The sequence below is a fragment of the Marivita sp. genome (assembly GCF_048006345.1).
GTDB lineage: Bacteria > Pseudomonadota > Alphaproteobacteria > Rhodobacterales > Rhodobacteraceae > Marivita.
Genome location: NZ_CP180351.1, coordinates 1692963 through 1719489, shown reverse-complemented (window position 1 = coordinate 1719489; position 26527 = coordinate 1692963). Strand labels below are relative to the sequence as shown.

Genomic DNA, 26527 nt, shown 5'->3' with positions numbered 1-26527 from the left:
CTCCTTCAGTAAACTGTGTCAGCGTTGTCAGTGACTTGTGCTTCGGTGACCTTGCCCCAGAGCACTTTGTAGACCCACGCGGTGTACATCAGGATCAGCGGCATGAAGATCGCGGTGACGACCAGCATAATGAACAGCGTCTGATGCGAGGACGATGCGTCCCACACGGTGAGCGAACTTTTGGGATCAAGGGTCGAGGGCAGGATGAACGGGAACATGGTCAGCCCAACGGACGAGATGATGCCGAGGATGCCCATCTTGGACCAGAGCAGGGTCGACACCTCGCGCCCGGCCTTCAGACCGAGCACCGCCAGTGCGATCCCGACAAAGCCCATGACCGGCGCAATCACGATCCACGGACGCTCGGCATAGGCCGACAGCCACGACCCACCGCGGGTCACTTCGGAATAGAGCGGATTGGACGGGCCATTGGCCGCGACTTCGCCCAAAGAAAAGCCATCAACTCCAAAGGCCAGCCACAGACCCGCCAGCGCGTAGCCCGCAGCAGCGACGATCCCCGCTTTGATCCCGATGGAGCGCGCACGTTCGGCGACGACGCCTTCAGCCTTGAGCGACAACCACGCAGCCCCGTGCATCAGCAGCATCGCCAGCGACACCACCCCAGCGAGCAGTGCAAAGGGGCGCAGGAGGCCGATGAACTTGACGGCGAAGTTGCCCGGATACATCGGCATCAGGTCTTCGGTCAGGTAGAACGGCACACCCAGCAGGACATTGCCCACCGCCACGCCGAACAGGAGCGCAGGCACTGCACCACCGGCAAACAAGGCCCAATCCCACCGCGCACGCCATGTCGCGCCGTCGCGCTTGGAGCGGTACTTGAACGCCACCGGGCGCACGATGAAAGCGGCCAGAACCACGAACATCGCAAGGTAGAAGCCCGAAAAGCTGACGGCATAAAGCGGCGGCCAAGCGGCAAAGATCGCACCACCGCCAAGGATGAACCACACCTGGTTGCCTTCCCAGACGGGGCCGACGGTGTTGATCGCCACGCGGCGTTCCACATCGGTCTTGGCGACGAAGGGCAGCAGCGCGCCAACCCCCATGTCAAACCCGTCGGTCAGGGCAAATCCGATCAGGAGCACGCCCAAAAGCGCCCACCAGATCACGCGCAGGATGTCATAGTCGATCAGTTCAAAAAGGATCATCTGTCTTACTCCGCAGGGGTTGCGGCAAGGGTCGGAGCGGGTGTCTCGGAGCGCAGTCGCGCCTCGTGCCGTTCCTGCCAGGCATTGGTTTCATCGACGTCCTGGAACGGGCCCTTGCGGATGTATTTCACCATCAGGCTCATCTCGATCACGAAGAGAACCGAATAGAAGATCAGGAACCCGACCAGTGTAATCAGCAGGTCCGCGATGCTCAGATGCGAGGCGCTGAGCGCTGTCGGCAGCACGCCATCGACGGTCCAGGGCTGGCGGCCAAACTCGGCCACGAACCAGCCCAGTTCGGCTGCAATCCAGGGCGTCGGGATGATGGCGACAGCAGCATAGAGCGACCAGCGCGGAAACTGCATGTTCCGGAACGAGGCACGGTAGAAGAAATAAGCCATCACCGCGATAAAGCTGAAGCCAAGCGCCACCATCAGGCGGAAGGCCCAGAACAGAGGGGCCACGCCGGGAACGGTATCATCGGCGGCCATCTTGATCTGCTCTTCCGTCGCATCGCGCGGATCGTCGACATAGCGCTTGAGAAGAAGGGCAAACCCAAGGTTCTCGGAATGCGCTTCAAACGTATCGCGCACGGACTGAGGGGTTTCATCACGCTGTTCGCGAATGGTCATCAGCGCGTCATAGGCGATGAGGCCTTCGCGAATGCGGTCCTCGGATTCAGCGACCAGATCGTTGATGCCGGGGATTTCCTTGGTCAGCGACCGTGTCCCGATCAGACCCATCGCCCATGGAATTTCCACAGCGTAGTGGGTTTCTCGTGCTTCTTGATCCGGAAAGCCGATTGCGGTGAACGGGGCAGGGGCGTCGTGGGTCTCCCACATCGCCTCGATCGCGGCGAGCTTCATCTTCTGGGTGTGGCTGGCGGAATAGCCCAACTCGTCGCCAAGAACGACAACAGACAAGGCCGCAGCCAAGCCGAAGGCTGACGCGACCGCAATGGACCGGCGGGCCAGATCCTTGTGCTTGTTCTGAATGAGGTAGAGCGCCGAAACGCCCAGCACGAAGACCGACGCGGTCACGTAGCCCGCAGATACGGTGTGTACGAACTTCGCCTGCGCCACTTCGTTGAAGAGCACGTCAAAGAATGACGTCATCTCCATCCGCATTGTGTCGGGGTTGAATTCAGCCCCGACCGGGTTTTGCATCCAGCCGTTGGCGATCAGAATCCACAAAGCCGAGAAGTTCGACCCGATGGCAACCAACCATGCAACGACCATGTGCTGCACCTTGCTCAGCTTGTCCCAGCCGAAGAAGAACAGACCGACGAACGTGGCTTCAAGGAAGAACGCCATCAGACCTTCGATGGCCAAGGGCGCGCCAAAGATGTCGCCAACATAGTGGCTGTAATAGCTCCAGTTCATGCCGAACTGGAATTCCATCGTAATGCCTGTGGCGACGCCCAGCACAAAGTTGATGCCGAACAGCGTGCCCCAGAATTTCGTCATCTGCCGCCAGATGGGGCGGTTCGTCATGACGTAGACGGTCTCCATGATCGCCACGAGGATCGATAGACCCAGCGTCAGCGGCACGAAGAGAAAGTGATACATCGCCGTCAGCGCGAATTGCATGCGCGACAGCTCGACCAGACCGATCTCCATGATGTGCTCCTTGAATGCATAATAATTCGCATCGGCGATGCGGATTAAGTTCTCGTATTCTGATTCTGAGATGTTTTATTTGACCCAGATCAAAAACCGGTATCGCAGATGCGAATTAATTCAGGTGATCCGCGGGGTGGGGCTCAGCGCCACGACGCGATCCGCAAAGTCGACCTCTTCGGGACGGTGCGCTGCCATAAGGATCGCCGTGTCCGGAAGTGTCCTTCTGATGCCCGCCAGCACGCGGCTGGCCAGCGGTGCGTCCAACCCTTCGGTCGGCTCATCGAGTAAAAGCAGTTTCGGTTTGCGCAGCAGCGCCCGCGCCAGAACCATCCGCCGCGCTTCGCCACCAGACAGGCCGGCACCCCGGAACCCAAGCTGGGCGTCCAGCCCACCTTTTTGCTCTACAGTTTCGCCAAGTTGAACAGCCTCAAGCATAGCCCAGAGTTCCGCATCCGTGGCCGCAGGCGCGGCAAGTCTGAGGTTCTCTGCAATCGTCCCCGCGACCAGCGCATGCCTTTGGGGGACCATGGCAATCAGGCGCGTTCGAAGCTCGGTGTCGATCTGATCAACATCCAAGCCGCCGAGTTTCAACGTGCCCCAGCTGGCCGTTCCGTGCCCTGCCGCTTGCAACAACACAGTCGACTTTCCGCAACCGCTGCGCCCGGTCAGTGCGACGGTTTCACCTGGTGCGACGGAAAAGGACACGGGGTCGAAGAGTGGGGCATTGGTGTGGTTAGCTGCCGCGAACGCTTCTGCGACAAGTGTTGTCGCCTTGGCATTGACGTCCAACCTCTGTGTCGCACAGGACTTGTTGATCATCGGCACAATCAGCTTTGCTGCCGCGCGCATCCGTCCGATTTCGGACAAGGCGCGGCGCACAGGGGCCACTGCCTCCGAAAGCGCCAATGCCGCGAAAATCCCAATCGCCGCCTGTGCCGCCGTGATCTCGTCTGCCTGCGCCAGGGTTGCTCCGATCCCAAGTGCCGACGCCACAACAGCCCATCCCATGATGTCGAGCCAAAGCCCCGTTGCCCTCTCGATCCGCTCAACGTCGGATTGGCTCTCGGACTGGAAATCTGCCGCTCTTTCAACGCCGGATCGTGCAGCTCTTACCTGCCCGAATACGATCAGCTCTTCCCGCATTGCGATCAGGTCAATGACACGGCTCCGTAGCGCCTGCATACCTGCCTGCGCTTTGCGTGATGGCCTGTCCGCTCGCGCTTGCCCCAACAAGAAGACCAGCGTGGGCCCAATGGCGTAACCCAGCAGGATAACGACCGCGATTGTCGGATGAACCAGCAGGGCAATTGCCAAGGCGGTCACGCCGATCACCAGCAAACCTGCCAGACCGGGAAGCACCAATCGCAAAGCCAAACCGTCCAACGCGTCGATATCCGAGGTCACACGGTTCAGAAACACGCTGGCCCGCAAGCGTTCGATCTGACGATAGGGCGACATCAGAACGCCGCTCAGCAATCGCACTCTCAGGTTCGAAAGGGCGCGTAAGGTCGCGTCATGGGTGGTCAACCGCTCACCGTACCGGGCAGCCGTACGGCCCAAGGCAAGGAAGCGTACCATTGCCGAAGGTGCGAACACGTTGAAGAGCGTCCCCATTCCAATCATTCCGGCAGCGGCGGCGGCTGTGATGAACCACCCCGACAATGCCAGCAGAGCGACCCCCATAACCAACACCGTCACGGACAACGCCATCCCTTGAGCAAAGGCGCGGCGCTCTCCGGCTAGCAGCAGACGGATGATCTGGAACAAGGACCTCATGACTGGGTCTCCAGACCTATGACATTTTGCATCCGCTCCATCAGGCGCGGATCATGCGTCGTGGTGATCAACGTACCGCCGCCTGCCACATAGGCGAGCAGGGCATCAATGATGTCATGCGCAGTGTCGGCATCGAGATCGGCCGTCGGCTCATCAGCTAGGAGAACTGCTGGTGCCCGGTTCAATGCGCGCGCAAGCATGACCCGTCGCGCTTCGCCACCTGACAAGCCCGCGCCGGTTTCCCCCAATTGTGTCAGGTCCTTATTCGGCAAGCTCGCGACGACTGGGGTCACCCGCGCGAGGCTGAGGATTTCGTCATCCAAAGGCGCGCCAAAGCCGATATTGTAACGCAGGCTGCGCCCCAAAAAGCGCGGCGTTTGCTGCATCCAGCCCACAGCGGCGCGCCATGCGTCGGCGTTTGTATCCGTCAGCGGTGCGTCATTCAGCAGGACAGCACCGCGTGTCGGCTTTTCCAAACCCGCAAGCACCCGCAAAAGGGTCGTCTTTCCGACACCACTCGGTCCGCTGATGGCAAAGCTGTCACCGGGCAGGATATCCAGATCGGGAAAGCGCAATGTGCGGTCGGGATGATCAACCTCCACATCCCGCAGTCTCAGGCCCTGGAACGCCACCGCCGGTGCCTGAGCCCCTTGGCCCAGCATCTCCCGGCGGCTTTCTGCACGCCACGATGCCAAGTCCTCCTGTACCGCGTCGGCTGCGGATTTGTCATGCCAAGCGGCTGCCAGATCGCGTAAGGGCTGAAAGAAATCCGGGGCCATAAGAAGCAGGTAAATCCCCGCGAATGGCGTCAGAGGTGCCCCCCATGTGCCCCAGCTGATTTCGCCCAAAAGCGCAAAGCCCACCCAAACGGCGATCATCGCGACACCCAGCGCCGAGAAAAGCTCGAGCACGGTGGACGACAGGAAGGCGATCCGCAGAACGGCCATCGTTTTATGCCGGAGGGCGTCTGACGCCCTTGCAAACCCGTCAATGACCTGAGGACCAGCACCGATCAGCGTCAGGTCCGCCAGCGCTGCCAATCGGTCTGCGAGCAGGTCGTTCAATGACCCGATCTCGACCATCTGACGCGCACTGGCCTCTTTTGCGGCCCAACCGACCAAAGCCATGAACACCGGGATCAGCGGACCTGCCGCGAGCAGAACCACTGCTGCAGACCAGCTGTGCCAAGCCGTGATCGCTAGGATGACCAATGGTACAACCATGACCCGCATGCGGGCCGGGGTATAACGCAGTAGAAACGGACGAACCGCGTCGAGTTTCTCGGTCGCTAGAGCAGCAATTGACCCCGCACCGCCGAAGCGGGACAAGGCGTCGGTAGAGGATTCCGTCGTAACAATCTCGTGCCGAAGTTTCTGGATCTGGGCCTCTGCCGCCAAACTCAGCGCTTCCTGTGCTTGCCGTGCCAGCAGCGCCCGTAGAACGCCTAGGCCAAAGAATGCGAATGAAACTCCCCACACGTTGACGGCTTCGCCAACCAACAGCGCGGACAGAACATGTGCAATCAGCCAGGCCTGCGCCAGCCAGATCAGGTTGGCCAGAACAGACAGCACCGCGCCCAACCGGGCAGTGGGTGATGAAAATGTCTTTGGCTTTTGAAGCTGGCGCATGGTCCGCTTTCTGTTCAGAGCTTATGGTCTCTTACGGCATGATCTTTGGATTTGACGTGATCTGGATCAAAGAAACTGGTATCCACGATGTGGAATATCGGTCGGAACGTGAAGGAAACGCCATGCGTCTGACGACCCGAACCAATCTTGCCGCGCGCACCCTGATGTTCTGCGCGGTCAATGACGAACGGCTTGTGCGCACATCGGACATAGCAGAACGCTGCAATGCCTCAATCAATCATGTCGCGCGGGTCGTCCAGCAACTCCAGGCCGAGGGTTATCTGGAGACCCTACGGGGGCGCACTGGCGGTATCCGTCTTGCCAAGCCTGCCAACCGGATTTCGATTGGTGCGGTGTTCCGCATATTCGAAACCGACATCCCATTTGCCGAATGCTTTGACGAAGTTCGCAACACATGCCCCTTGGCCGCAACCTGCCGCCTGCGTGGCTATGTCGTGCGGGCGCTGGAGGCGTTTTATCACGAGCTGGACATGGTAACGCTCGAAGATCTCGTACGCGGCAATTGCGGGTTGATGGATTTGCTTGCGATGCGCCCCGATATCTCTGCTTCCTGTTCGGGCCACACGGCTTCCGCCTGACGGATGCGCTCTTCCCAGGTATGTCGGGAAGAGCACAATCCCATGACACTCAGAGCGACTTTGTCGAGAAGTACCAATCCGTGGTCTCATATCCCTCGGACATCCGTGCCTCGGCGGCATCGGTCGTTTGCGGCGTCGGAACGATCACGTCCTGGCCGGGTTTCCAGTTTTCGGGGGTCGCCACCTTGTGGGTGTCTGAGGTCTGAAGCGCTTGGATCAGGCGATAGAACTCGTCAATCGAACGGCCATTGGTCATCGGATAATAGACCATCGCCCGCAGAATTCCGTCGGGGTCGATGATGAAGGTCGCGCGCACGGCCTGTGTGTCGGACGCCCCCGGCTGGATCATGCCGTAGTCCTGCGCCACTTTCATGTCGAGATCGGCGATGATTGGGAAGCGGATGTCGACGCCAAAGCTGTCCTTGATCGACCGCACCCATGCGATATGGGCGTAGTGACTGTCGATGGACAGGCCAAGCAGTTCCGTGTTCAGCGCGGCGAAGTCATCGGCGCGGCGGGCAAAGGCCATGAATTCGGTGGTGCAGACCGGGGTAAAGTCGGCCGGGTGCGAGAACAGGATCAGCCATTTGCCGCGATAATCCGCCAGCGATTTCCGGCCATGTGTGGTCATCGCATCAAAAGCCGGCGCGGGTTCGTTGAGGCGGGGCAGGGTAACATGGGCCTGGGATGTGATTTCGGTGACAGCGTTCATTGTGGTCTCTCCTGTGATGTGTCTGAGACCGAGATAGACCCTCTGGATATATTCTGGAAATTGAATTAAACGAGCTTGGTAATCGGAAATTACGATAACCAAGGGACAGTATGACAACGCTTCGCCAAATGCGGTTCCTTGTGGCCTTGGCTGACACGGAAAATTTCTCGCGCGCTGCCGAGATCTGCAACGTCACGCAATCAACTCTGTCCACCGGCTTGAAAGAAATGGAGGCGCGTCTTGGTGTGAAAGTCGCCGAACGCAGCACCCATTCCGTTCTGATGACCTCGATCGGGACCACCCTCGCAGAGCGCGCCCGAGAGATCCTTGCGAAGGTGACCGATTTCGAGGCCGCCGCAAAGGCTGAAACTTCGGCAGGCATGACGCAGCTCAGACTTGGTGTGATCCCGACCGTCGGTCCCTTTTTGCTTCCCCGCGCGCTGCCGGGATTGCGGGCGGCTTGGCCCGAGATGCGGATATTCTTGCGCGAAGAATTAACCGAGTCGCTGTTGGCAGGTCTGACGGATGGGCGTTTGGACCTGATCCTGATCGCTTTGCCCCATGATTTGCCACCACAAGTGGACACTCTGCCGTTGTTCGAGGACGATTACAGCCTTGCGACCCCCCGCGCGCATCCGCTGGCCAATCTTTCGCGGGTCCAAGGGTCTGATCTGGCCGGGCGTCGTCTGTTGCTGCTTGAGCGCGGTCACTGCCTGCAAAAACACGCGCTGTCGAGCGTGCCGGGCGTTACGCTGGAAGAGGACACATCTTTTGCGGCAACCAGTTTGCCGACACTGGTCTCGATGGTTGAGGAAGGCATCGGGGTCACCCTTTTGCCAAACCTTGCAATTGATGCAGGCCTGACGGCCGGACATGATTTGCATCTGTCGCAGCTCGAAGGCGCAACCCCGCGCCGGATCGTGTTGGCATGGCGCCAGAGTAGTGCTCAGACAGATATTTTTCGAAAGTTTGGTGAAATCTTGCTTCAATCAAGAGCCCCGTCTGCTTGAGTAGTCAGCGCGACCTGCGGCTTCTTGGGCAAAAACAAACGCAAGAAATTTGTCTGTTGCCGGTTTGATCTATCGCACAACACCAGCTTTTCCATCCGGCCACTCGTCTGTACGAAGTCGCGGCGAACTTCCGCTGCTCGCTGACTCTGTTGAATGCTGCACGCAACGCGAAGGTATGAGAAACGCTTGTTCATTTATCGTTGCTCGTCACAGCAATGTCTGCTCCTTGGATCGCTTTGGCGGTGAGCATATTTCAGCCGTGGGTCGTGAACAGATTGAGTTTCGGGGTTGGTTTCAGCCGTGGACCCACCGAAACACCGCCTTTCGGTTGTCTTTGCACGGGGCAGGGTGGCGGTACGTCTTTCGTGTGCGTATGATGTGCATAGTGGGTCAGTCCCAAGCGATGGCGGACCCTTGGAGATTGCTGAATGCCTTTGAACGCAGCCACCGAGGTCGCGCGCCTTTCTTCTGCCCCTATGATGGATGGAACAGGTAGTTCGAAAATTCCTTCAATATTTAAGCGCTTTGCGGAAGCCCTACTGTCATGTTGTAAAAAATGTTGTAACTTTTGGACACCCATTGAAAGGACGAATGTTTCTCGCAAGTGAATGATATCTTTCGCCCTACTGTTTGTCGGACCCTTGGTCGCCGACCTTGGCAGTGATTTCCCGCATCTTAAGGCCATTGCGAACCTTTGTCCCGCGCAGATGGGTGTATATGGAGCTCGCCTGTGCGGTAAAGTGGGCGTACGCTGCGGTGATGCGCACGGGACGTGTACAGCAGTTCGGTACGGACCCGTTTTGCCTCTGCTCGCGCCATTGGGGTGATCATGGTGCGCGGCTGAGGGGCTGAACGGCTCATACCGCCAGCGCTCGGTCGATCGCCAGCGCGAGCTTGTCGGTCAATTCACCGATCTGGTCCTCTGTGATGATGAAGGGCGGTGCCAAAAGGACGTGGTCGCCAGCCCGCCCGTCGATCGTGCCGCCCATAGGATAGCAGATCAGGCCCTCTTGCATCGCTTCCGCCTTGATCCGGGCGTGGAGTCTGCGGGCCGGATCGAAGGTAGCTTTGCTGTCGCGGTCCGCCACGAGTTCGAGACCGCGAAACAGCCCGCGCCCCCGAATATCGCCAACATGCGGATGCTGACCGAACCGGGCATGCAGCGCCTCGTCCAGATGGGCACCCATCGTCTGCACTTGTGCCAAGAGGCCGCGATCATGGATGGCGCGCAGAACGGCCGTGGCCCCGGCCGCAGCCATGGCGTGTCCCATGTAAGTATGGCCGTGCTGGAAGAAACCGGAGCCTGTTGCGATGGTTTCATAGATGCGACCTGTCGTGAGCAAGGCGCCGATGGGCTGATAGCCCGCGCCAAGCCCCTTGGCCACGGTGATCATGTCAGGGGCAACGCCATCTTCGGAACATGCGAAGAGATGCCCGGTGCGCCCCATGCCGCACATCACTTCGTCGACGATAAGCAGCACGCCGTATCGATCGCAGATTTCGCGGATACGACGCAGGTAGCCTGGCACCGCAGGCACGGCTCCCATGGTCGCCCCTACCACAGGTTCCACTATAAAGGCCATGACCGTGTCTGGCCCCAGCCGTAGGATCTCGGCCTCGAGTTCGTCGGCGACGCGCTGGCCGTAGGCGTACTGGCTTTCTCCCGCCTGCTGGTCGCGATACTCGAAACATGGCGCAATATGGCTGGTTGCCACCAGCAGCGGCGAGAACTGTGCGCGCCGCCAGGCATTGCCGCCTGCCGCCAGCGCGCCGAGCGTGTTGCCATGGTAGCTTTGCCGCCGCGCAATGACGCGATGCCGGTCGGGCTGGCCGGCCTCCATGAAATACTGGCGTGCCAGCTTGATTGCGGCCTCGACCGCTTCGGACCCGCCAGATACCAGATATACCCTATCGATGCCCTCGGGCGCGTCGGCGATCAGAACATCGGCCAAGGCTTCAGCGGGTTCACTGGTGAAGAACCCTGTATGTGCAAACGCCAGCCGATCAAGCTGCGCATGCAGTGCCGCCCGGACATCGGGATCGGAATGGCCAAGGCAGGATACCGCTGCGCCGCCGGAGCCATCCAGGTAGCGTTTGCCTGTACTGTCGATCAGATAACACCCGTGTCCGGCGACAGCGAAAGGCAGGGATGTCGCCGTATTGCGCCCGAATATATGACCCGCCATGGTCTGATCTCCTTAAACTCGATGCCCTTTCGTGCTCCTGCAGGAAACAAGACACAAGACCGTTTTCCCTAAGGCTGCGCTATGTGCGGTTCCACGCATTGAAGAGATAAGGCCCAGAGCTGCTGTTCTCGAACATCGGCAGGATATCGGGTGGCAGGTTTGTACTTTCTGCTGGAAATAACCCGCAAGATCGCAGATTTGCGCTGATGGTCGTCCGGGTCGGCGTGCGTTCCAAGAGCAATCGAACTGCACAAGCCTGATGCTTGCTGTTGGCGGCGACGCCGAGCTTGATTCCGTGCAAACGGTTCCAACGATGGGAATAGTCGGGACTCAGGATCGTCTGGGTGAGTTCGATTCCGGCTCCAGTTTCATAGTCATGCATGAAAACGCGGTCTCCCGTCATAACCGCGGCACCGACATATCTGAAAACACGTTTGCTGATCTCTCCGGTCGGAGCGATCCGCTCCAGTCGCCGATAGGTCAGCAGATCATCTTGAATCCGGAACACGATAAGGGAGCGGAGCAGCTCGGGTGCGGCACCGAATGTCGTCGTCTCGAAACCACCCCCGCACGATGAGCGGATGTACGCGCCTTCGGGTGACAGAAAGATGGCACGGTAAAGCTCGGAACCGCCCACAGATTTGCGGCCCGCACGGGCTCTACGGCCGCGCCGGCGGACATCTATGTCGTCCGATTGTGAGACGGATTGAGGAACCTTATGCTCGGCGCTCAAGCTTTGCTGTCCCGTTCTGCGAAATGATCAGAAACGGCCTCGGCGGTCTGCAAGCCCAGGAGATCGGTTCTGCTGGTGAGCACTTCTGCATAATACGGGATATTCAGCAACCGCTCTTCCCTCGGCTCGGACACCTGCATCGCATTGTAGCCGGTCTGATGGAAATAAGTGACGTAGGCTCGAACCTGTGCGGCCCGACCAGTGAATCCCAGTGCCAAAAACACCTGGTGAAGTTGTTGGATCCTGAACGCTTCGATTTCCTTCAAGACTTCGGCCGTACGCTTTGAGCTGTGAGCCCAGTCGCGGATCGCATTGTCGTATTGAGGGATGTATTCATCCTCTTTCAGCAGCACGCCGACGTAGGCAAGGTACTGGTCCCATCCATCATCGCCTGCAGCTTCGATCGCTCTCGTAAACGGCGCGGTATTACGCTCCGCCCAGTCCTGACGCACATCTTCCAGAAGCTCTTCGAGGTTGGCGAATTGCCAGTAGAAGGCCCCGGTCGTTGCCCCCAACTCTTCTGCTAGCTGTCGCAGACTGATACCGGCGATGCCTTTCTCAATCATCGCCTTACGCGCAGCCGCGATCCAGCTTGCCTTGTCGAGGTTCCGATCTTTTCTGGATTTTCGCTCCGCCATGCCAGCTCCTGTTGCCGGGCATGATAAGGGATGTCCGGAAAAAACGTTTGACACAACTATAAAACATAACGCATGTTACGCAACATACATAACGAATGTTATGTGAAAGCATTTTAGAACAACCCAACAAGGAGGATGGAGATGTTTCGAAGCTTTTTCTCGGCCGTCGTGTTCGGAACCGCGCTGGCCGCAACGGCTGCTTCGGCGGAAATCGAACTGAAATTCGCGACCAATTCCGGGGACCGTGATTCGCCCTCGGGCATTGCTCTTGCCAACTGGGCGAATGCCGTGAAGGAAGGCTCGAACGGTGAGATCGACGTCAAGATTTTCTACCAGAACGAACTCGGCGGTCAGCTTGAGGTGTTCGACCTGTTCGTCGCCGGTGAAGTCGATGTCATGATTTCATGGCCGTCGACTTCCTATGACAAGCGAATCGGGATCCTGAACACCCCCTATATGGTCACCTCTTGGGAAGAGGCGCTGGACGCCTACAAGCCCGGCGGCTGGGCCAACGGAGTGCTGAACACGGTGTTCAACGACATCGGGCTGAAATACTTCGGCGCCTGGCCGGAAGGTTTCAGCGGAGTTGCAACCCGCGGCAGCTATGCCACTGACGTTGCCGCCGCAGCGAACATCAAGGTACGCACGCCGCCGCTGTTCCCGTTCCCGCAGATACTTGAATCGATGGGCTATCAATCCGCCGCAATCGACTGGGGCGAGGTCTACACCTCGATCCAGACAGGTGTGGTCGACGGAGATGCGGGCAACGTGATCTACTGGGACTACGAATATTTCCGTGATGTGCTCGATTACTACGTCCGCACCAAACACACCTTCGTGACCGGTAACCTGCTGGTCAACCTCGAGACCTATGAGGACCTCTCAGACGAACACAAGCAACTGATCGAAGATGCTGCTGTCGCGGTGATGGAGACCCGCTTCAAGGCCGCCCGTGACGAAGACCAGCACTATGTCGATCAGTGGGTGCAGTCGGGTAAAGAGTATCTCGAACTGACCGACGAACAGCTTGCGCCGATCGCACAGAAGGTCCGCGCCGAAGTCTGGCCGCAGATGGAACCCGATGTCGGCAAGGAAATCATGGATCTGATCCGAGCTCAGGTGAACTAGCCTACTTTGCGGCCGGAGTCCGACGGTTCCGGCCGCAACCCTCTCAAGCATGCAGCAAACCGGGAGTAGCGCGACATGGTCGACCTTCTCAGAAAGCTCGATGCCGGGTTGATCGGCATTCTGAACATCGTGGTGATCGTTACGAGTCTTGCGATTACCGGACTGATCCTGTTCCTGGTTCTCGCCCGTTTCGTGCTTGGTTGGTCGGTCGTGGGTGTACTGGAGCTCGCCACCCTGTCAGCAATGTGGCTCTACATGTGCGGCGCCGTGGTCGCGGCCCGAAACCACGAACATTTGGTGGTCGATTTCCTTGCCTTGTCTTTGAAGAATCCAAAGCACAAAGCCCTGCATACTTTCGCGGTATCGGTGGTCATGGTCGTGCTGAGCCTGTTCTTTCTGAGCCTGGCCAACGACATGGTCGCCTGGTCGATCAAGCGGCCGCAAACGACTGCCGCTCTCAGCATTCCTCTCATCGTCCCGCAATCTGCGATCGTCCTGGCTGCCATTCTCTGTGCTGTCTATGCCGTTCGGGACGCCATCGTCGCCGCGGCCGCCGTGTTTGGCAGAGCCGATCAGAGCGCCGGAGAGGTCTGAACCATGGAAGCTCTATTGGGTATCTTGCTCCTGATGGCCCTGATGATCTTCGGGGTGCCAGTAGCGTGGTCTTTCGCAGGCGTCCTGATGTTTCTGGTCTGGGCCTATGACATCAACACATCGACGTTGCTCTTGCAGGGGTTCCGGTCGCTTGACTCGGTCATCCTGCTGGCCTTGCCGCTGTTCGTCCTGGCTGGCTATCTGATGCAGAGTGGCGGAGTTGCTGCACGCTTGATCAGCTTCATGTCCATGGCGATGCGTGGCCGCAAAGGCGGCCTCGGCGCGGCACTTATCGGTTCGTCCGGGGTCTTCGGCGCAATCTCGGGAACGGCGACCGCTGCCGTTGCCTCGATCGGCACCATCATGGGTGATCCGCTGGCCGCCCGTGGCTATCCCCGCGGCTATACAAGCGCGTTGCTGGGCGTGTCTTCGCTGCTCGGCATCCTGATCCCGCCGTCGATAACCCTGATCCTCTTCGGTGTTGTCACCCGCCAGTCCATCACCGCACTTTTCGCGGCAACGATCGTGCCAGGCCTTCTGCTGATGTTCGGACTGATGATCTTTAACAAGATCGTGACCGCAAGGATGCTGGTAGACACGCCCGAACGGATGGCGGCGATTTCGGCACAGAAATCACCCCATGGCCCGCTGCGGGCGACACTTCAGGCCCTTCCGGCCCTGATGATGCCGGTGGTCATTCTGGGTGGCATCTATGGTGGCGTATTTACCCCGACCGAAGCCGCAGCCGTCGCCTTGTTCATGGCAATCCTGATCGGCTTTTTCATCTACCGCGATCTTACCCTGACCCGCTTCCGCCAGAGTCTGGTCGAAGCCGGCGAAACGACGGGAACAATCATCCTGATCCTGCTGTTTTCCTTCATGATCGGCCGGATCATGGTGGCCGAAAGCGTGCCGCAGGAACTGACAGAAGCCGTAACGCATGTTACGGAAAATAAGATCCTGATCCTGCTCTTGGTCAACGCGTTCCTGATCTTCGTTGGCATGATCATGGATGATCTGTCGGTGACCGTGGTCATCGCACCGCTTATGATGCCCTTGATGGTGCATCATGGGGTCGACCCGGTACACTATGCTTCGATCGTCGCTTGTTCGGTCGTGATCGGCGCCAACAGCCCGCCCGTCGCGCCGATCCTCTACATGGCGTGCCGGATCGGAAAGGTCTCGATCCACGAGGCTGTCAAACCCGCCTTGAAGATCATCTTCTACGTCGCGCTTCCCGTGATGCTGCTGGTCACGTTTTTCCCGGAATTGTCGCTCTTCGTCCCGCGCCTGCTGGGCTTGCACTGAGAACGGGGATCCGAAATGACGCTCCTCAATCTCGCTCTTTTTCAGGCACGCCCGGCCTTCCGTTCCGTGGATGAGGCGCTTTCGGAATTGGACTCGGCAATGTCTCGAGCCGCAGCATCAGGTGCCGAAATGCTTGTCACACCAGAGTTGTACTTTTCCGGCTATGGTTCCTCCAACGCCGTGCGGGCAGCGGGCCAAGTCCAGGGATCACCGGCTCTGCGTGCTGCCGGACAGCTCGCGGCCCGGCATCGCGTCGGGCTGGTTCTAGGATACCCGGAAAAGAGCGGCAGTGCGCTCTATAACAGCGCTTCCGTCTTCGACCGTGGCGGACACCTGATCAGCAACTATCGCAAGGTCGCGTTGCCGAACGAGTTCGAACGTGACTGTTTCACCCCGGGAACGGGACCGGAGGCGTTTGATTTTGAAGGCGTCCGCTGTTCTATCCTGATCTGCTATGACATCGAATTCCCAGAACTGGCGCGACGGGCTGCATTTTTGGGAACAGAGCTCTTGCTCGTGCCGACAGCACTTCGGGCCAAGTGGCGCTTCGTCTCGGATGCCATCGTTCCGTCGAGGGCTTATGAGAACGCAATGTTCATCGGCTATTGCGATTATGCGGCCGACGAGTCCAATTCGCAATTCAGTGGAACCAGTTCGATCTGCGCCCCGGATGGGCAGCATCTTTGCCGTGCGACCGGCTCCGAAGACCTGGTATTTGCGACGATCGACACCTCCGCCGTTCATCTGCGCAAGTCTGACTTCGACTGCTTGCAGGATCTGAAACGGTTCGATCTCGCAACGCCACCGATCCCGCAGATTGCTTGAGTGCCCGGCTAAATAGAAAGTTTCGCCATGGCCTTCATAAGCCACACACCCGTAATTCTGCCACTTGACCGACCAACTGGCCGGCGCCCGGCAGATGAAATCGTCCCGATCGACGAGGTATCCGAGATCGGCGGCAAGTACGACTGGCTTGTGGTAGGCGCCGGGATCACCGGGCTGTCCGCGGCGCATCGGTTGGGCGAACTGGTGCCGCAGGACCGCGTCCTGCTGGTCGACGCGCGCCCGGTCGGCTGGGGCGCATCGGGACGAAACTCGGGTTTTTTGCTCGATCTCACGCGTGCCGAACGCAAGCGCTACACCGGCAAGATGAACTGGGGACTGACCCCGGCCGATGCGGGCGGAACCACGCTCAGGATGACATCGGACGGACGGCTCCTGATCCGAAACCATTACGGCTTTGCCCCGAACTACAGGGCGTCTTCCCGCGACTTGGGCAAGGTGGCCGAAGCGCACCGTGAGGGGCTTGACAATCGGTTTCCTACCTTGGCCAATGTTCCGATCACATCGACATGGGGCGGGGTCGTCAGCCTTTAGCGGAACCCCGCGACTTTCTTTGGTGAGTTAGCCCCTGGGGTTTATTCGGCGAACTGCTACAACGGTGTCGGCATGACGCGCGGGACAAGCTCGGGTCGCCTTCTGGTCGAACTCGCGCTCGGGAAGTCCTCTCAGGCGCTCGAAAACATCATCGCCGTCAGCGGCCAGCCTTCTGCAATTCCACCAGATCCATTCCGTTCGCTCGGGATCAGCGGACGCATGAAACTGGTCGAATGGGAAAGCCGCTCCGAGATCTGAAATTTGGCGGAATTGAAAGTAAACGAAATGAAAGCAGTCCGTCCCAAGATTGGTCCGCGCATGAGCTAGGCCGTAAGCGGTGCGCCGCGCCCACACTTTCGAGCTGACGTGTGATCTGCGATTCAGAGGCTTCTTTGGTTTGTGGGGAGTTTCTCGATGGGAGCTACAAGCGAGTTTCTGGCAAGGGTTCCGCGCCGGACGGATGGGAAACGGAATTGGCCTGCCGAGTTGAAGGCGCGGATTGTGGCGGAGACGTTGATTGAGGGCGAGACGGTCAACGCGGTCGCGAAGCGATATGAGTTGATCCCCAGTACAGTGTCTGATTGGCGTCGGATGGCACGACAGGGCAAGCTGGTCCTGCCGAATTTGGATGGCATGGATTTTGTGCCTGTTGAGATCGAGGCGCCTGCGCCTTTAGCCCAGCCTCTGCCTGCCGCTTCCGCCAGCACGATTGATGTGATCAGAGGCGACATCACCGTTCGTCTTGACGCGGCAACGCCAGCCGCGCGGGTCGCCGAGATCGCGCGGGCCATGACCACGTGATCACGCCATCCCACAAGGTCCGGATTTTTGTTGCCAGTGATCCGGTCGACTTCCGCAAGGGTCACGACGGGCTGGCCGCTCTGGTGCAGGGTCATTTGCGCCAGAAGCCGTTTGATGGGTCGGTTTATGTGTTCCGCGCCAAACGGGCGGATCGGCTGAAGCTGATTTACTGGGACGGCAGCGGGCTGGTGATGGCGTATAAGCGGCTGGAGGATAACAGCTTCAAATGGCCCGCGATCAAGAACGGGGTGGTGCGTCTGGAACCAGCCCAGTTTGAAGCCCTGTTCGCGGGTTTGGATTGGCGGCGCGTGCAGCCCTTGGAGGTCGCAGCACCGTCTGCGGCGGAGTGACTCACGGAACCCTTTGCAGGGGTCATTCTGCCTCTGTTTTGTTATGGCATCGGGCATGGTCACGCCTGATGAATTGCCCGACAATATTGCCGAGTTGAAGGCGATCATCCGTGCGCAGCAGGATCAGAATGCCCGACTCGAAGTTCTGGTTGCCGCCTTCAAGAAGGCGCTCTTCGGGAGCAAATCCGAGAAGATCGATCCAGGCCAATACGAGCTGGAACTCGAAGACATCGAGACGGCCATCGCGCAGGTGGATGCTGAGATTGATGCTGACCCGCGCACTGCGCCCGTGCGACCACCAAAGCCGCGTCAGACCAACCGGGGGTCACTGCCCAAGCATCTGGAGCGGGTGGAAGTGGTCATTGAACCCGAGTTCTCCTGCGCCTGCGGAGCCGAGCGCCATGTCATCGGCGAAGATGTCAGCGAACGGCTGGATATCATTCCCGCCCAATTCCGGGTGATCGTCACCCGTCGCCCCAAATACGCGTGCCGATCCTGCGAAGGCGGGATCACCCAAGCTCCGGCACCAGCCCACATCATCGCAGGCGGCATGCCGACCGAGGCTACCTTGGCCCATGTGCTCGTCTCAAAATATGCGGACCACTTGCCGCTCTATAGGCAGGCGCAAATCTACAGCCGCCAAGGGATCGATTTGGATCGTTCGACCTTGGCCACATGGGTCGGCAAATCGGCTTTCGAATTGACCCCTGTTTATGATGCCCTGATGGCTGATCTGAAGCGCTCCACCAAGCTCTTCATGGACGAAACACCTGCTCCGGTTCTGGCCCCAGGGCGCAAAAGCACCAAAACCGGTTACTTCTGGGCGCTGGCCCGTGATGACAGGCCATGGAAAGGCGATGATCCACCCGGTGTCGCCTTCACCTATGCACCGGGACGCTCTGGCCAGCATGCAGACAATATTTTGAAGGGTTTCAGCGGCATCCTGCAGGTTGACGGCTATGCTGGCTATAATCGCTTGCTTAAACGCCCGACCCAGGATGTGACATTGGCATATTGCTGGGCGCACGCTCGCCGCAAACTGCATGATGTCACCCAATCTGGCACTGCCCCAATCGCGCAGGAAGGTCTGGCCCAAATCCAGGCGCTCTACCGCATCGAAAAAGATCTGCGCGGCCTGCCTGCAGACCAGCGCCATGACGCTAGACAGGATCGCTCAAAACCCCTCATCGACGCCTTCGAAATCTGGCTCGCCCAGAACCGTGCCCGTGTCTCGGCAAAGTCGCCAACCGGAGAAGCCCTGAAATACATCGCCAAATACTGGGACGGGCTTATTTTGTTCCTCGACGACGGTCGCATAGAACTGGATTCCAACGCCGTCGAGCGCACCATCCGTCCAATCGCTCTCAACCGCAAAAACGCGCTCTTTGCTGGCCATGATACCGGCGCACAAAACTGGGCCGTCATCGCGTCACTGATCGAAACCTGCAAACTCAACGGGATCGAACCCCACGGCTATCTATCCGGCGTCCTGACCGCCATTGCAGCCGGGCACAAACAGACCGATATCAACCTGCTGCTGCCCTGGAACCACGTCAATCACGTGTGAACGGCGCACCGCTTACGCTAGGCCGTGCGCGCGGGCGACACCGTATACCTCGCCGGGCAAATTCCGGATGACCGTACGGCCAAAATCGTGGGTCAAACCGCCCAGACCCTTGCCAAGAGAGGTGGCCCGAGAAATTTGAACAGTTGGCTAGGTGGATTTTCCGCTCCTGATCCGGCAGCGTGCCGGGACGAAGGAGCGAGCATGGCAAGACGACCAAGACGGAACCACAGCCCAGCATTTAAGGCGAAAGTCGCGCTGGCGGCGTAGAAGGGCGACAGAACGATGAGCGAGTTGGCAACGCAGTTTGATGTGCATCCCAACCAGATTAAGCATTGGAAAAGACACCCGCGGGTCGTGAACAGTTTGAGTTTCGGGGTTGGTGTCAGTCGTGGACCCACCCAAAAACAGCCAATTGCCTGTCTTTGCACGGAGTAGGGTGGCAGTACGACCTTCGTGTGCGTATGTTGTACGCAGTGGGTCGGTCCCAAGCGATGGCGGACCCTTGGAGATTGCTGAATGCCTTTGAACGCAGCCACCGAGGCGGCGCGCCTTTCTTCTGCGCCGATGATGGATGGTGACGATTTTGATTTTATTTCAATCAGTTGAAAGGCATCGTGTGCAACACATGTTCTTCTTTTGATCGCGTTATCTCGCACTGCGTCGTGTGCATTTCGGTTTGTGACGCCGATTGAAAGAAATTCAATCGGTATTGCCGCATCGACGCTTGGAGTTGATGACGACGTGCCCTCGGACCATTTGGGACGTACAGAAGTAGCCGTTCAATGATGGCACCGTGACTGGCAGTTTGGCGGAACTTCCCGACGTTTGACCTTTTTGCGTCGACCGAAAGAACAGCCAAAAAAACATTCACGAAAAGGCTAGATCCTGCGCTGCCACGTCACCAATCCGAACATTGGTCATCGGGCAAAAGGTCACAGCCGAAGGTCACTACTGATAACCCATGATCTGCGCAGTCCGGTTAGCAATCCGGGGACCAGAACCCTTCACTCAATAGATTCGCGTCCGTTAGGAGTGATACGAATTTGCGCCAGGCACTTTACTGCCGGAGGCCAATCTCTACAGGATATGACGACGCAACTTTCGAGTAACATTTCCCCGATTTTAAGCAGGCTCAGCTCGAAACTAATATACAGGCCAACCGCGCGTATACAGGCCTCCCGCGCGGGCAATGATCGAGAGCGGGAACTGGTTCGGCTTGTAACTGATGGAAAGTGTCTGGATCGCTTTGATCAAGGAGGCAATCAAACTGCATGCAATCGCAGCCCGATTAACCTGAAAACTCCATGTTTTGCCCACTCCCGTCAAACCGACAAAATAAATTGACAAAATAAGGTTACTGCGCAACAAAAAAAATGTCATTTCGTCTTCGGTGTTGGTGCCTGCTCAGGGTTGAGTTTTTCGACTGTAAACTTATTTATAGTTGTGTCCATTTCGGACAAGTGCCACCTCTGCATCGAAACCGTCAACACATGGGCCAAGCAACCTCCCTTCAATTGGGATACCGGAAATTCCGCAGCATTTTTGCGGCTGCCATCGTATTCAGCTTTTTTGCCAACCTGCTGATGTTCGTAGGGCCATTGTACATGCTGCAGGTCTATGACCGCGTGCTTACCAGTCGGAACGAGATGACGCTTGTCATGCTGACGGTCATCGCGCTGGCCATGCTTGTCAGCTACGGGGTGCTTGAACTGATCCGGACCAAGATGCTTGTGCGCGCCGGCCTGCAATTCGACGAGATCGTTGCGAACCCGGTCTTTCACCGTGTGGTCAAGCAAAAGACAGTGCTGCCGGGCGGTCATGCACAGGTCGCGCTGAGCGACATCGACAGGGTCCGCGAATTTATGACCGGACATGGTGTCCTGGCGTTCTTTGATGCACCTTGGGTGCCAATTTTCCTGGCGCTCTGTTTCGCCTTCCATCCCTGGCTAGGCGTGGTGGCGACAAGCGGCGCAGTGATCATTTTCGGGCTGGCCCTGGCCAACGAATTCATCACCCGGCGGGCCCTGATGGAGGCCGGAGAGGCCGCGCAGCAGGCCATCTTTTTCGCCAATGCGACGATGCAGAACGCCGAGGTCATCAAGGCTTTGGGCATGGAGGAACAGTTGGCCTCGCGCTGGTCCAAGCGGCATGACGAGATGCTGCTCAACCAGGCACTAGGCAGCGACCGCGCCGGGCTGATCATGGCGACGTCGAAATTCATCCGCATGAGCCTGCAGATCGCGATACTTGCCGTGGGTGCGTTTCTGGCAATCAACCAGGAGATTTCTCCGGGGGTGATGATCGCCGCTTCCATCATCATGGGCCGCGCCCTGTCGCCGGTCGAACAGGCGGTTGGCCAATGGAAACAGTTCGTGGCCGCGCGCACCTCGCATAAACGTCTAAAGCTGCTTTTCGACAACATCCCCGATGACGAAGAATATGTGGAACTGCCCGTGCCGGAAGGGAATCTTTCTGTCGAGGGTCTGTTCGCCAATACCCCCGGAACCCATGATCCGCTGCTGCGCGGGGTCAGTTTCGCGCTGCGATCGGGCGAGGTTCTGACCATTGTCGGGCCAAGCGGATCGGGCAAGACTACCCTTGTTCGCCATATTGTGGGCGCATCCATTCCGGCAGGCGGTGCGGTGCGTCTCGACGGCACCGAATTGCAGCATTGGAGGCCCTGTCAGCTGGGCCGCTACATGGGATACCTGCCACAGGACGTGAAGCTCTTCGGTGGCACGATCGCCGAGAACATCTCGCGGTTCGAGGAAAATCCGAACGACGCCGACGTCGTCGCCGCAGCCAAGCTGGCAGGCGCGCATGAGATGATCCAGAGGCTTAGCAATGGCTACAACACCGATGTGGGGGAACGGGGCATCTTCCTGTCCGGCGGAGAGAAACAGCGCATCGGCCTTGCCAGAGCCGTCTACCGAACACCCTGCCTGATTGTTCTGGATGAGCCCGCGTCCAACCTTGACAATGTGGGAGAGCAAGCCCTTGCCGCCTGTGTCCGGGACCTGAAGGCGATGGGTAAGACGGTGGTCCTGATCACGCACAAGGCCAATCTGCTGGGTCTGTCGGACAAGACGTTGATGCTGGTGAACGGCATGGTCGAGAAATTCGGCTCCACCAGCGATTTCTTCGGGCGGCGGCTGAAACCCGATCCGCAGGACGAGGTCGCACATGTGCACCAGCCAAAAGATGTCGACCGGAAAACCAATATCAGCCTTCCGCCAGCTTCGCGCGCACTAAAACCGCGCCGCGCCTGATGCACCGCTGTCCCACATCCGCATGGCGCAGAAGTCAGAGGTGGTTTGGACTCCAAAATCTCGGTAACATATGCTATGATCCGAATGTTCGGGAAGATTTAATAAACTGACCTGTAATGATTTCTGGTGGCGCAACCCGGACTGCGCCCAAGGTTCCTGTGCCCCTGTTTCGTGAGCGGTATTCGCGGTGATCGGACCTACTTCTTGAGGAGCACATTATGCCCATCGTTCATGGTACTCAGACCGGAGGCGCAGGTCTGGCCTATGGTTTGAACGGAGTCACGGATTGGACCGTGCAGCAAGCCTTCCTTGATGTTTTCAAAACTGCCCGGACGTGGCATGGACACACTGAAAGTCAGTGGGGCGCCTACAGGGCTGAGGATCTGGAGCGAATGGGTGTTCTGGACGACGAGGGCTGGATAACACGGCTGCCTGCCGGGGTCGACCGGGTCGAGACCTTCATCCTGACCGAGATGCCTGCCGAGGCGCGCTATACCGCTGGCACCTACCGGCTGAGCTATGACGGTGCGGGACAGATCAACGTCTACGGTGCGGAGATCGTTTCGCAATCAAATGGTGAGATCTGGTTCAATTACATCCCGAACGGCGAAGGCATGGTGGTGGTGTCGATTTCGGACACCGATCCACAAAACACAGGCGATTACCTTCGCAATATCGAAGTGGTCAAGCAGGAGCACATTCCTGCCTTCGAGGCCGGAGAGATTTTCAATCCGCTCTGGCTGGATTTGATTCGAGATGCCCATTCTCTGCGCTTCATGGATTGGCAGGAAACCAACAATTCGACGCTTCAGAACTGGTCCGAGCGCCCCACACCCGGCACCTACAGCTATACCGAAGGCGTGCCGGTCGAGGTAATGGTGGCGCTGGCCAATGCCACCGGTACAGAGCCTTGGTTCAACATGCCGTGGGACGCGACCGATGATTATATCCGCCAGTTCGCCAGCTATGTGCGAGCGAACTTGAATCCCGAACTGCGCGCCCATTACGAGATGTCGAACGAGGTCTGGAATTGGCAGTTCGATCAGGCCCAGGATGCCGCACAGTCCGCGACGGAACGCTTTGGGCAGGATCTGGGTGATGGCTGGATGCAGGAATACGGTGCCCGCGCCGCCGGCATGGCCTCGGTTCTGGACAGTGTCTATGCAGAGGCCGAAGATCAGCTGGTCAAGGTTATTGCGACCCATACTGCATGGCCGGGACTGGAAGAATCCGCCCTTCAGGCTCCCGCCTGGCAGGCGCTCAGCTCGGCCAATGCAGCGCCCTATCTGTCCTTCGACACCTACGCTGTCACCGGGTATTTCGGCAACAGCCTCGGCACCGACGAGAAAGCTCCCGCCGTGCTCGACTGGATCGACCGGAGCGAGGCGCAGGCCCGTCAGGACGCCGCGAGCCGGGGATTGAGCGGTGCCGCGGCCAACGCCTATTTCGCCGAACACCGCTTCGATCTGGCAGAGGACTTGGCCATCCGCGAATTGCGCGACGGCTCGGTCACCGGCAATGGCGAGGATTCCCTGCAAGGCATCTTCGAGCTTTTTAGGTACCACAAAGGTGTTGCAGACGCACATGGTCTTGATCTGGTAATGTATGAAGGCGGCACCCATGTAGTGGGCATCGGGGAATGGGTGCATAACAGCCAGCTCACCGAATTCTTCACCCATCTCAACTATTCCGACGGCATGGGTCAGCTTTATGGCGAATTGCTTGCGGGCTGGGAAGCTGCGGGCGGGACGCTTTTCAACGCCTTTGTCGATGTGGCTCGGCCCTCGCAATGGGGCAGCTGGGGAGCGTTGCGCCATCTTGAGGACAGCACGCCGAAACACGCGGTCCTTGAAAGCTTTGCAGACAGCCATCCGGCACCCGACGCGATGAAGGACGGCTATGAGGGGACATCTCCCGTCGTGCCCTTTGATCCACCTCTAATGGTTCCGGAAACTGATGATCCCGACGAGCCGGAGGAAGAAGATGTTTCCGTCGAGGACAATCCGGATCAGGACACACCTGTAGTGTCGGACTCGGAAAACCCGCCGATTTGGCACCAGCCTCCAACGTCATCGCCGGATGCCGGCACCGAGGTGCGCGAATATGTGTTCGGCAATTCCCTGTTTTCCTGGGCGACCGGCGACCCTGAACTTTCGGTTGCACACTGGATGAACCTGATGGCCAACGAAGCCGGAAGCTCCTACACCACAGCAATCCAGACCGGCATGCTGAGTTCGCACGACAACCTGCCCCCCAATCCACATGTCTGGATCGAGGGGGTGGAGTCCCCGTGGGATCCGGAAGCAGGGCAAAGCTTTGCCGATGCAGACTTCAACCAGATCACCATTTCCGAGGTGAACTTCACCCAGAGCCGGGCTCCAGATCAGCCCGATTACAGCGACCCCGACACGACACCCGCGCAAGCCGCGCTCGACATCATCGCCTGGGTCGATGGTCGCGCACCTAATGCAACCATCAACCTTTACGAAACCTGGCCCAGCCTCGAAAGCTTTGCCGACAGTTTCCCGCCAAGCCACGAGGCCTTCACGGCCTGGCTGGAATACATGACAGGCGATTGGCACGAGTGGTGGGTCTCGCTCTACGAGATCATCCGCGAAGAACGGCCGGATATCACGCTGCGGCTGATCAGCGTCGGCCCTCAGATTGCCAGGCTGATCGCGGATCTGGGGCTGGACGATCTCAGGGCCGAGGACCTGTTCATCGATGAAGGCGGGCACGGATCTCCGACGCTGTATTTCCTCGCCGCCACCATTCATTACACCGCGCTCTTCGGCACGCCACCCGAGACTGGGTTCGACCTGCCTGACAGTTTGCATAGCCAAGTGGCAGAAAATTACGCCGGTCTGGTCGGTTGGCTGTCGGAAAACGCGGTCCGCACCTTCGACATTACCCGGAGCTACAGCCAGCACACGATCACCGAGGTGGCCCATATCCTAGTTCCCGACCTTGACCTTGAGACCCATGATAGGGACAGCCTTGCGGACGCACCTCTCGAAGGCTCGTCAGATACCGGCGATGCCGCTGCGGATGTCGGCAGCAACGGGGTGGTTGTCTTAAGCGGTGCGCAGAGCAATTACACGCTCACCATGTCGGCTGGCGACACGATCTCTCTGGAAGACCGTCGTGTCGGCGGGGATGGGATCCAGACTTTCTCGAACGATGTCACGCTCGAATTTGCCGACGGTTCTCCTGCGACCCAGCAGAGCAGCTTCTCGGTCGACGATTTTAGCGGCATGGCCTCGCTGGGCAACGAGGCCATGGACTCCCTCACCGAGCTCTACATCGCTTATTTTAACCGGGCACCGGATGCGACAGGCCTGAGCTTTTGGGGTGACAAGCTGGCCCAAGGCATGAGCATGCGCGAGATCGCCGAGTACTTCTTCGATCAGCCGGAACCCAGAGAGCTTTACGGCGAGGACATCAATCTCGCTAGGTTCGTATCGGCGGTCTATAATAATGTTTTTGGACGCGCTCCTGACTCGGATGGTTTCCGGTTCTGGCTCGATGCGCTTCAGAACGACGACTCGATCACCCCGGCCACCTTCATCATGGAAATCCTCGAAGGCGCAAAAGCTGAAACCGGCAGTATCGAAGACGCTCAGTACCTAGCGAACAAGGTGGTGCTCGGCACCCATTTCGGCGTCACACGCGGAATGTCCAACGTCGACACCGCTCGCAGCGTCATGAGCCAGTTCGACGGATCGAGCGAAAGTTTCGACACCGCGATCAGCGAGATCGAAACCGCCTATGCGGATGCTGTGGATATCGGCGACGGTGACGGGGAATTCCTGATCAAGCTTGTCGGAAGTGCTGACGACGATGATGATGACTACGCCGACGAAATCGAAAGCGATGCCCAGTTCATGCGCCTTACCTAACGAGATGTAGGCACAAGACAGGCATTTGATGGGATCAATGGACTTCAGGTGGTCCACATTGCAACAACGGTTGAGGATACCGCGGCGATTTCAACGCTGGAGGTCGATGCTCTACGCGATCGCCGGACCGGCCGCACAGAAAGGGCCATTGGGACAAGTTTCAC

21 protein-coding genes and 1 pseudogene are annotated in these 26527 nt (G+C 58.6%); 14 read left to right on the top strand and 8 right to left on the bottom strand.

All coding sequences use genetic code 11. The features are described 5' to 3' along the window. Positions 1–5: 5 nt before the first annotated feature. From cydB to cydD, 4 genes are all read right to left on the bottom strand, one after another. The gene (gene cydB, locus ACMVPR_RS08560; RefSeq protein WP_416882500.1) at positions 6–1166 is read right to left on the bottom strand and encodes a cytochrome d ubiquinol oxidase subunit II; all 1161 of its coding nucleotides are present in this window, start codon (positions 1164–1166) and stop codon (positions 6–8) included. Between the two features lie 5 nt (positions 1167–1171). Then, a complete protein-coding gene (locus ACMVPR_RS08555; protein ID WP_416882499.1) occupies positions 1172–2785 on the bottom strand; it encodes a cytochrome ubiquinol oxidase subunit I in 1614 nt (537 codons plus the stop codon). 120 nt (positions 2786–2905) lie between these two features. Beyond that, entirely contained in the window at positions 2906–4564 is a 1659-nt protein-coding gene (locus ACMVPR_RS08550) for an amino acid ABC transporter ATP-binding/permease protein (RefSeq protein WP_416882498.1), read from the bottom strand. Then, positions 4561–6192, bottom strand: coding sequence for a thiol reductant ABC exporter subunit CydD (cydD, locus tag ACMVPR_RS08545; RefSeq protein WP_416882497.1), 1632 nt, complete (start codon positions 6190–6192; stop codon positions 4561–4563). The genes ACMVPR_RS08550 and cydD overlap by 4 nt, the downstream gene beginning before the upstream one ends. On the opposite strand from cydD, the gene ACMVPR_RS08540 reads away from it, so the two are divergent. Further along, positions 6165–6791, top strand: a complete 627-nt coding sequence (locus tag ACMVPR_RS08540) for an RrF2 family transcriptional regulator (protein ID WP_416882496.1) — start codon at positions 6165–6167, stop codon at positions 6789–6791. The genes cydD and ACMVPR_RS08540 overlap by 28 nt on opposite strands. 49 nt (positions 6792–6840) lie before the next feature. On the opposite strand, the gene ACMVPR_RS08535 is transcribed toward ACMVPR_RS08540, so the two are convergent. Continuing rightward, positions 6841–7503, bottom strand: coding sequence for a peroxiredoxin (locus ACMVPR_RS08535; protein WP_416882495.1), 663 nt, complete (start codon positions 7501–7503; stop codon positions 6841–6843). A 110-nt stretch (positions 7504–7613) separates the two neighbouring features. Here ACMVPR_RS08535 and ACMVPR_RS08530 point away from each other — a divergent pair, with 110 nt between their 5' ends. After that, positions 7614–8513 (top strand): hydrogen peroxide-inducible genes activator, encoded by a 900-nt coding sequence (locus ACMVPR_RS08530; protein ID WP_416882494.1) that lies wholly within the window; start codon positions 7614–7616, stop codon positions 8511–8513. Positions 8514–9370: 857 nt separating this feature from the next. Here ACMVPR_RS08530 and ACMVPR_RS08525 read toward each other — a convergent pair. The 3 genes from ACMVPR_RS08525 to ACMVPR_RS08515 all read right to left on the bottom strand — a co-directional run bounded on the left by ACMVPR_RS08525 (position 9371) and on the right by ACMVPR_RS08515 (position 12070). Continuing rightward, entirely contained in the window at positions 9371–10699 is a 1329-nt protein-coding gene (locus tag ACMVPR_RS08525) for an aspartate aminotransferase family protein (protein WP_416882493.1), read from the bottom strand. Positions 10700–10778: 79 nt separating this feature from the next. Further along, positions 10779–11432 (bottom strand): hypothetical protein, encoded by a 654-nt coding sequence (locus tag ACMVPR_RS08520; RefSeq protein ID WP_416882492.1) that lies wholly within the window; start codon positions 11430–11432, stop codon positions 10779–10781. Then, positions 11429–12070: a TetR/AcrR family transcriptional regulator gene (locus ACMVPR_RS08515; RefSeq protein WP_416882491.1), complete on the bottom strand. Its 642-nt coding sequence runs from the start codon at positions 12068–12070 to the stop codon at positions 11429–11431. The genes ACMVPR_RS08520 and ACMVPR_RS08515 overlap by 4 nt, the downstream gene beginning before the upstream one ends. Positions 12071–12211: 141 nt before the next feature. On the opposite strand from ACMVPR_RS08515, the gene dctP reads away from it, so the two are divergent. The 12 genes and pseudogenes from dctP (at position 12212) to ACMVPR_RS08455 (ending at position 26363) form a co-directional block, all read left to right on the top strand. Continuing rightward, entirely contained in the window at positions 12212–13198 is a 987-nt protein-coding gene (gene dctP / locus ACMVPR_RS08510; protein WP_416882490.1) for a TRAP transporter substrate-binding protein DctP, read from the top strand. Positions 13199–13273: 75 nt separating this feature from the next. Beyond that, complete coding sequence (locus ACMVPR_RS08505; protein WP_416882489.1) at positions 13274–13792, top strand: TRAP transporter small permease; 519 nt, start codon at positions 13274–13276, stop codon at positions 13790–13792. A gap of 3 nt (positions 13793–13795) precedes the next feature. Continuing rightward, on the top strand, positions 13796–15100 hold the full coding sequence (locus ACMVPR_RS08500; protein WP_416882488.1) for a TRAP transporter large permease: 1305 nt from the start codon (positions 13796–13798) through the stop codon (positions 15098–15100). A gap of 15 nt (positions 15101–15115) precedes the next feature. After that, the gene (locus ACMVPR_RS08495) at positions 15116–15925 is read left to right on the top strand and encodes a nitrilase-related carbon-nitrogen hydrolase (RefSeq protein ID WP_416882487.1); all 810 of its coding nucleotides are present in this window, start codon (positions 15116–15118) and stop codon (positions 15923–15925) included. Between the two features lie 27 nt (positions 15926–15952). Next, positions 15953–16477 carry an FAD-dependent oxidoreductase gene (locus ACMVPR_RS08490; RefSeq protein ID WP_416882486.1) on the top strand — a complete coding sequence of 175 codons (525 nt, stop codon included), beginning with the start codon at positions 15953–15955 and terminating at the stop codon, positions 16475–16477. Positions 16478–16549: 72 nt separating this feature from the next. Beyond that, positions 16550–16735 carry a hypothetical protein gene (locus tag ACMVPR_RS08485; RefSeq protein WP_416882485.1) on the top strand — a complete coding sequence of 62 codons (186 nt, stop codon included), beginning with the start codon at positions 16550–16552 and terminating at the stop codon, positions 16733–16735. Between the two features lie 156 nt (positions 16736–16891). After that, on the top strand, positions 16892–17278 hold the full coding sequence (locus tag ACMVPR_RS08480; RefSeq protein WP_416882484.1) for a transposase: 387 nt from the start codon (positions 16892–16894) through the stop codon (positions 17276–17278). Next, entirely contained in the window at positions 17275–17628 is a 354-nt protein-coding gene (gene tnpB / locus ACMVPR_RS08475) for an IS66 family insertion sequence element accessory protein TnpB (RefSeq protein ID WP_416882483.1), read from the top strand. The genes ACMVPR_RS08480 and tnpB overlap by 4 nt, the downstream gene beginning before the upstream one ends. Positions 17629–17683: 55 nt before the next feature. Then, a complete protein-coding gene (gene tnpC, locus ACMVPR_RS08470) occupies positions 17684–19195 on the top strand; it encodes an IS66 family transposase (protein WP_416882482.1) in 1512 nt (503 codons plus the stop codon). Positions 19196–19396: 201 nt separating this feature from the next. Beyond that, positions 19397–19534 (top strand): annotated as a pseudogene (locus ACMVPR_RS08465) (transposase); the annotation flags it as partial. 1151 nt (positions 19535–20685) lie between these two features. Continuing rightward, positions 20686–22464 carry a type I secretion system permease/ATPase gene (locus ACMVPR_RS08460; RefSeq protein WP_416882481.1) on the top strand — a complete coding sequence of 593 codons (1779 nt, stop codon included), beginning with the start codon at positions 20686–20688 and terminating at the stop codon, positions 22462–22464. A gap of 218 nt (positions 22465–22682) precedes the next feature. Next, positions 22683–26363, top strand: coding sequence for a DUF4214 domain-containing protein (locus tag ACMVPR_RS08455; protein WP_416882480.1), 3681 nt, complete (start codon positions 22683–22685; stop codon positions 26361–26363). Positions 26364–26527: the final 164 nt, after the last annotated feature.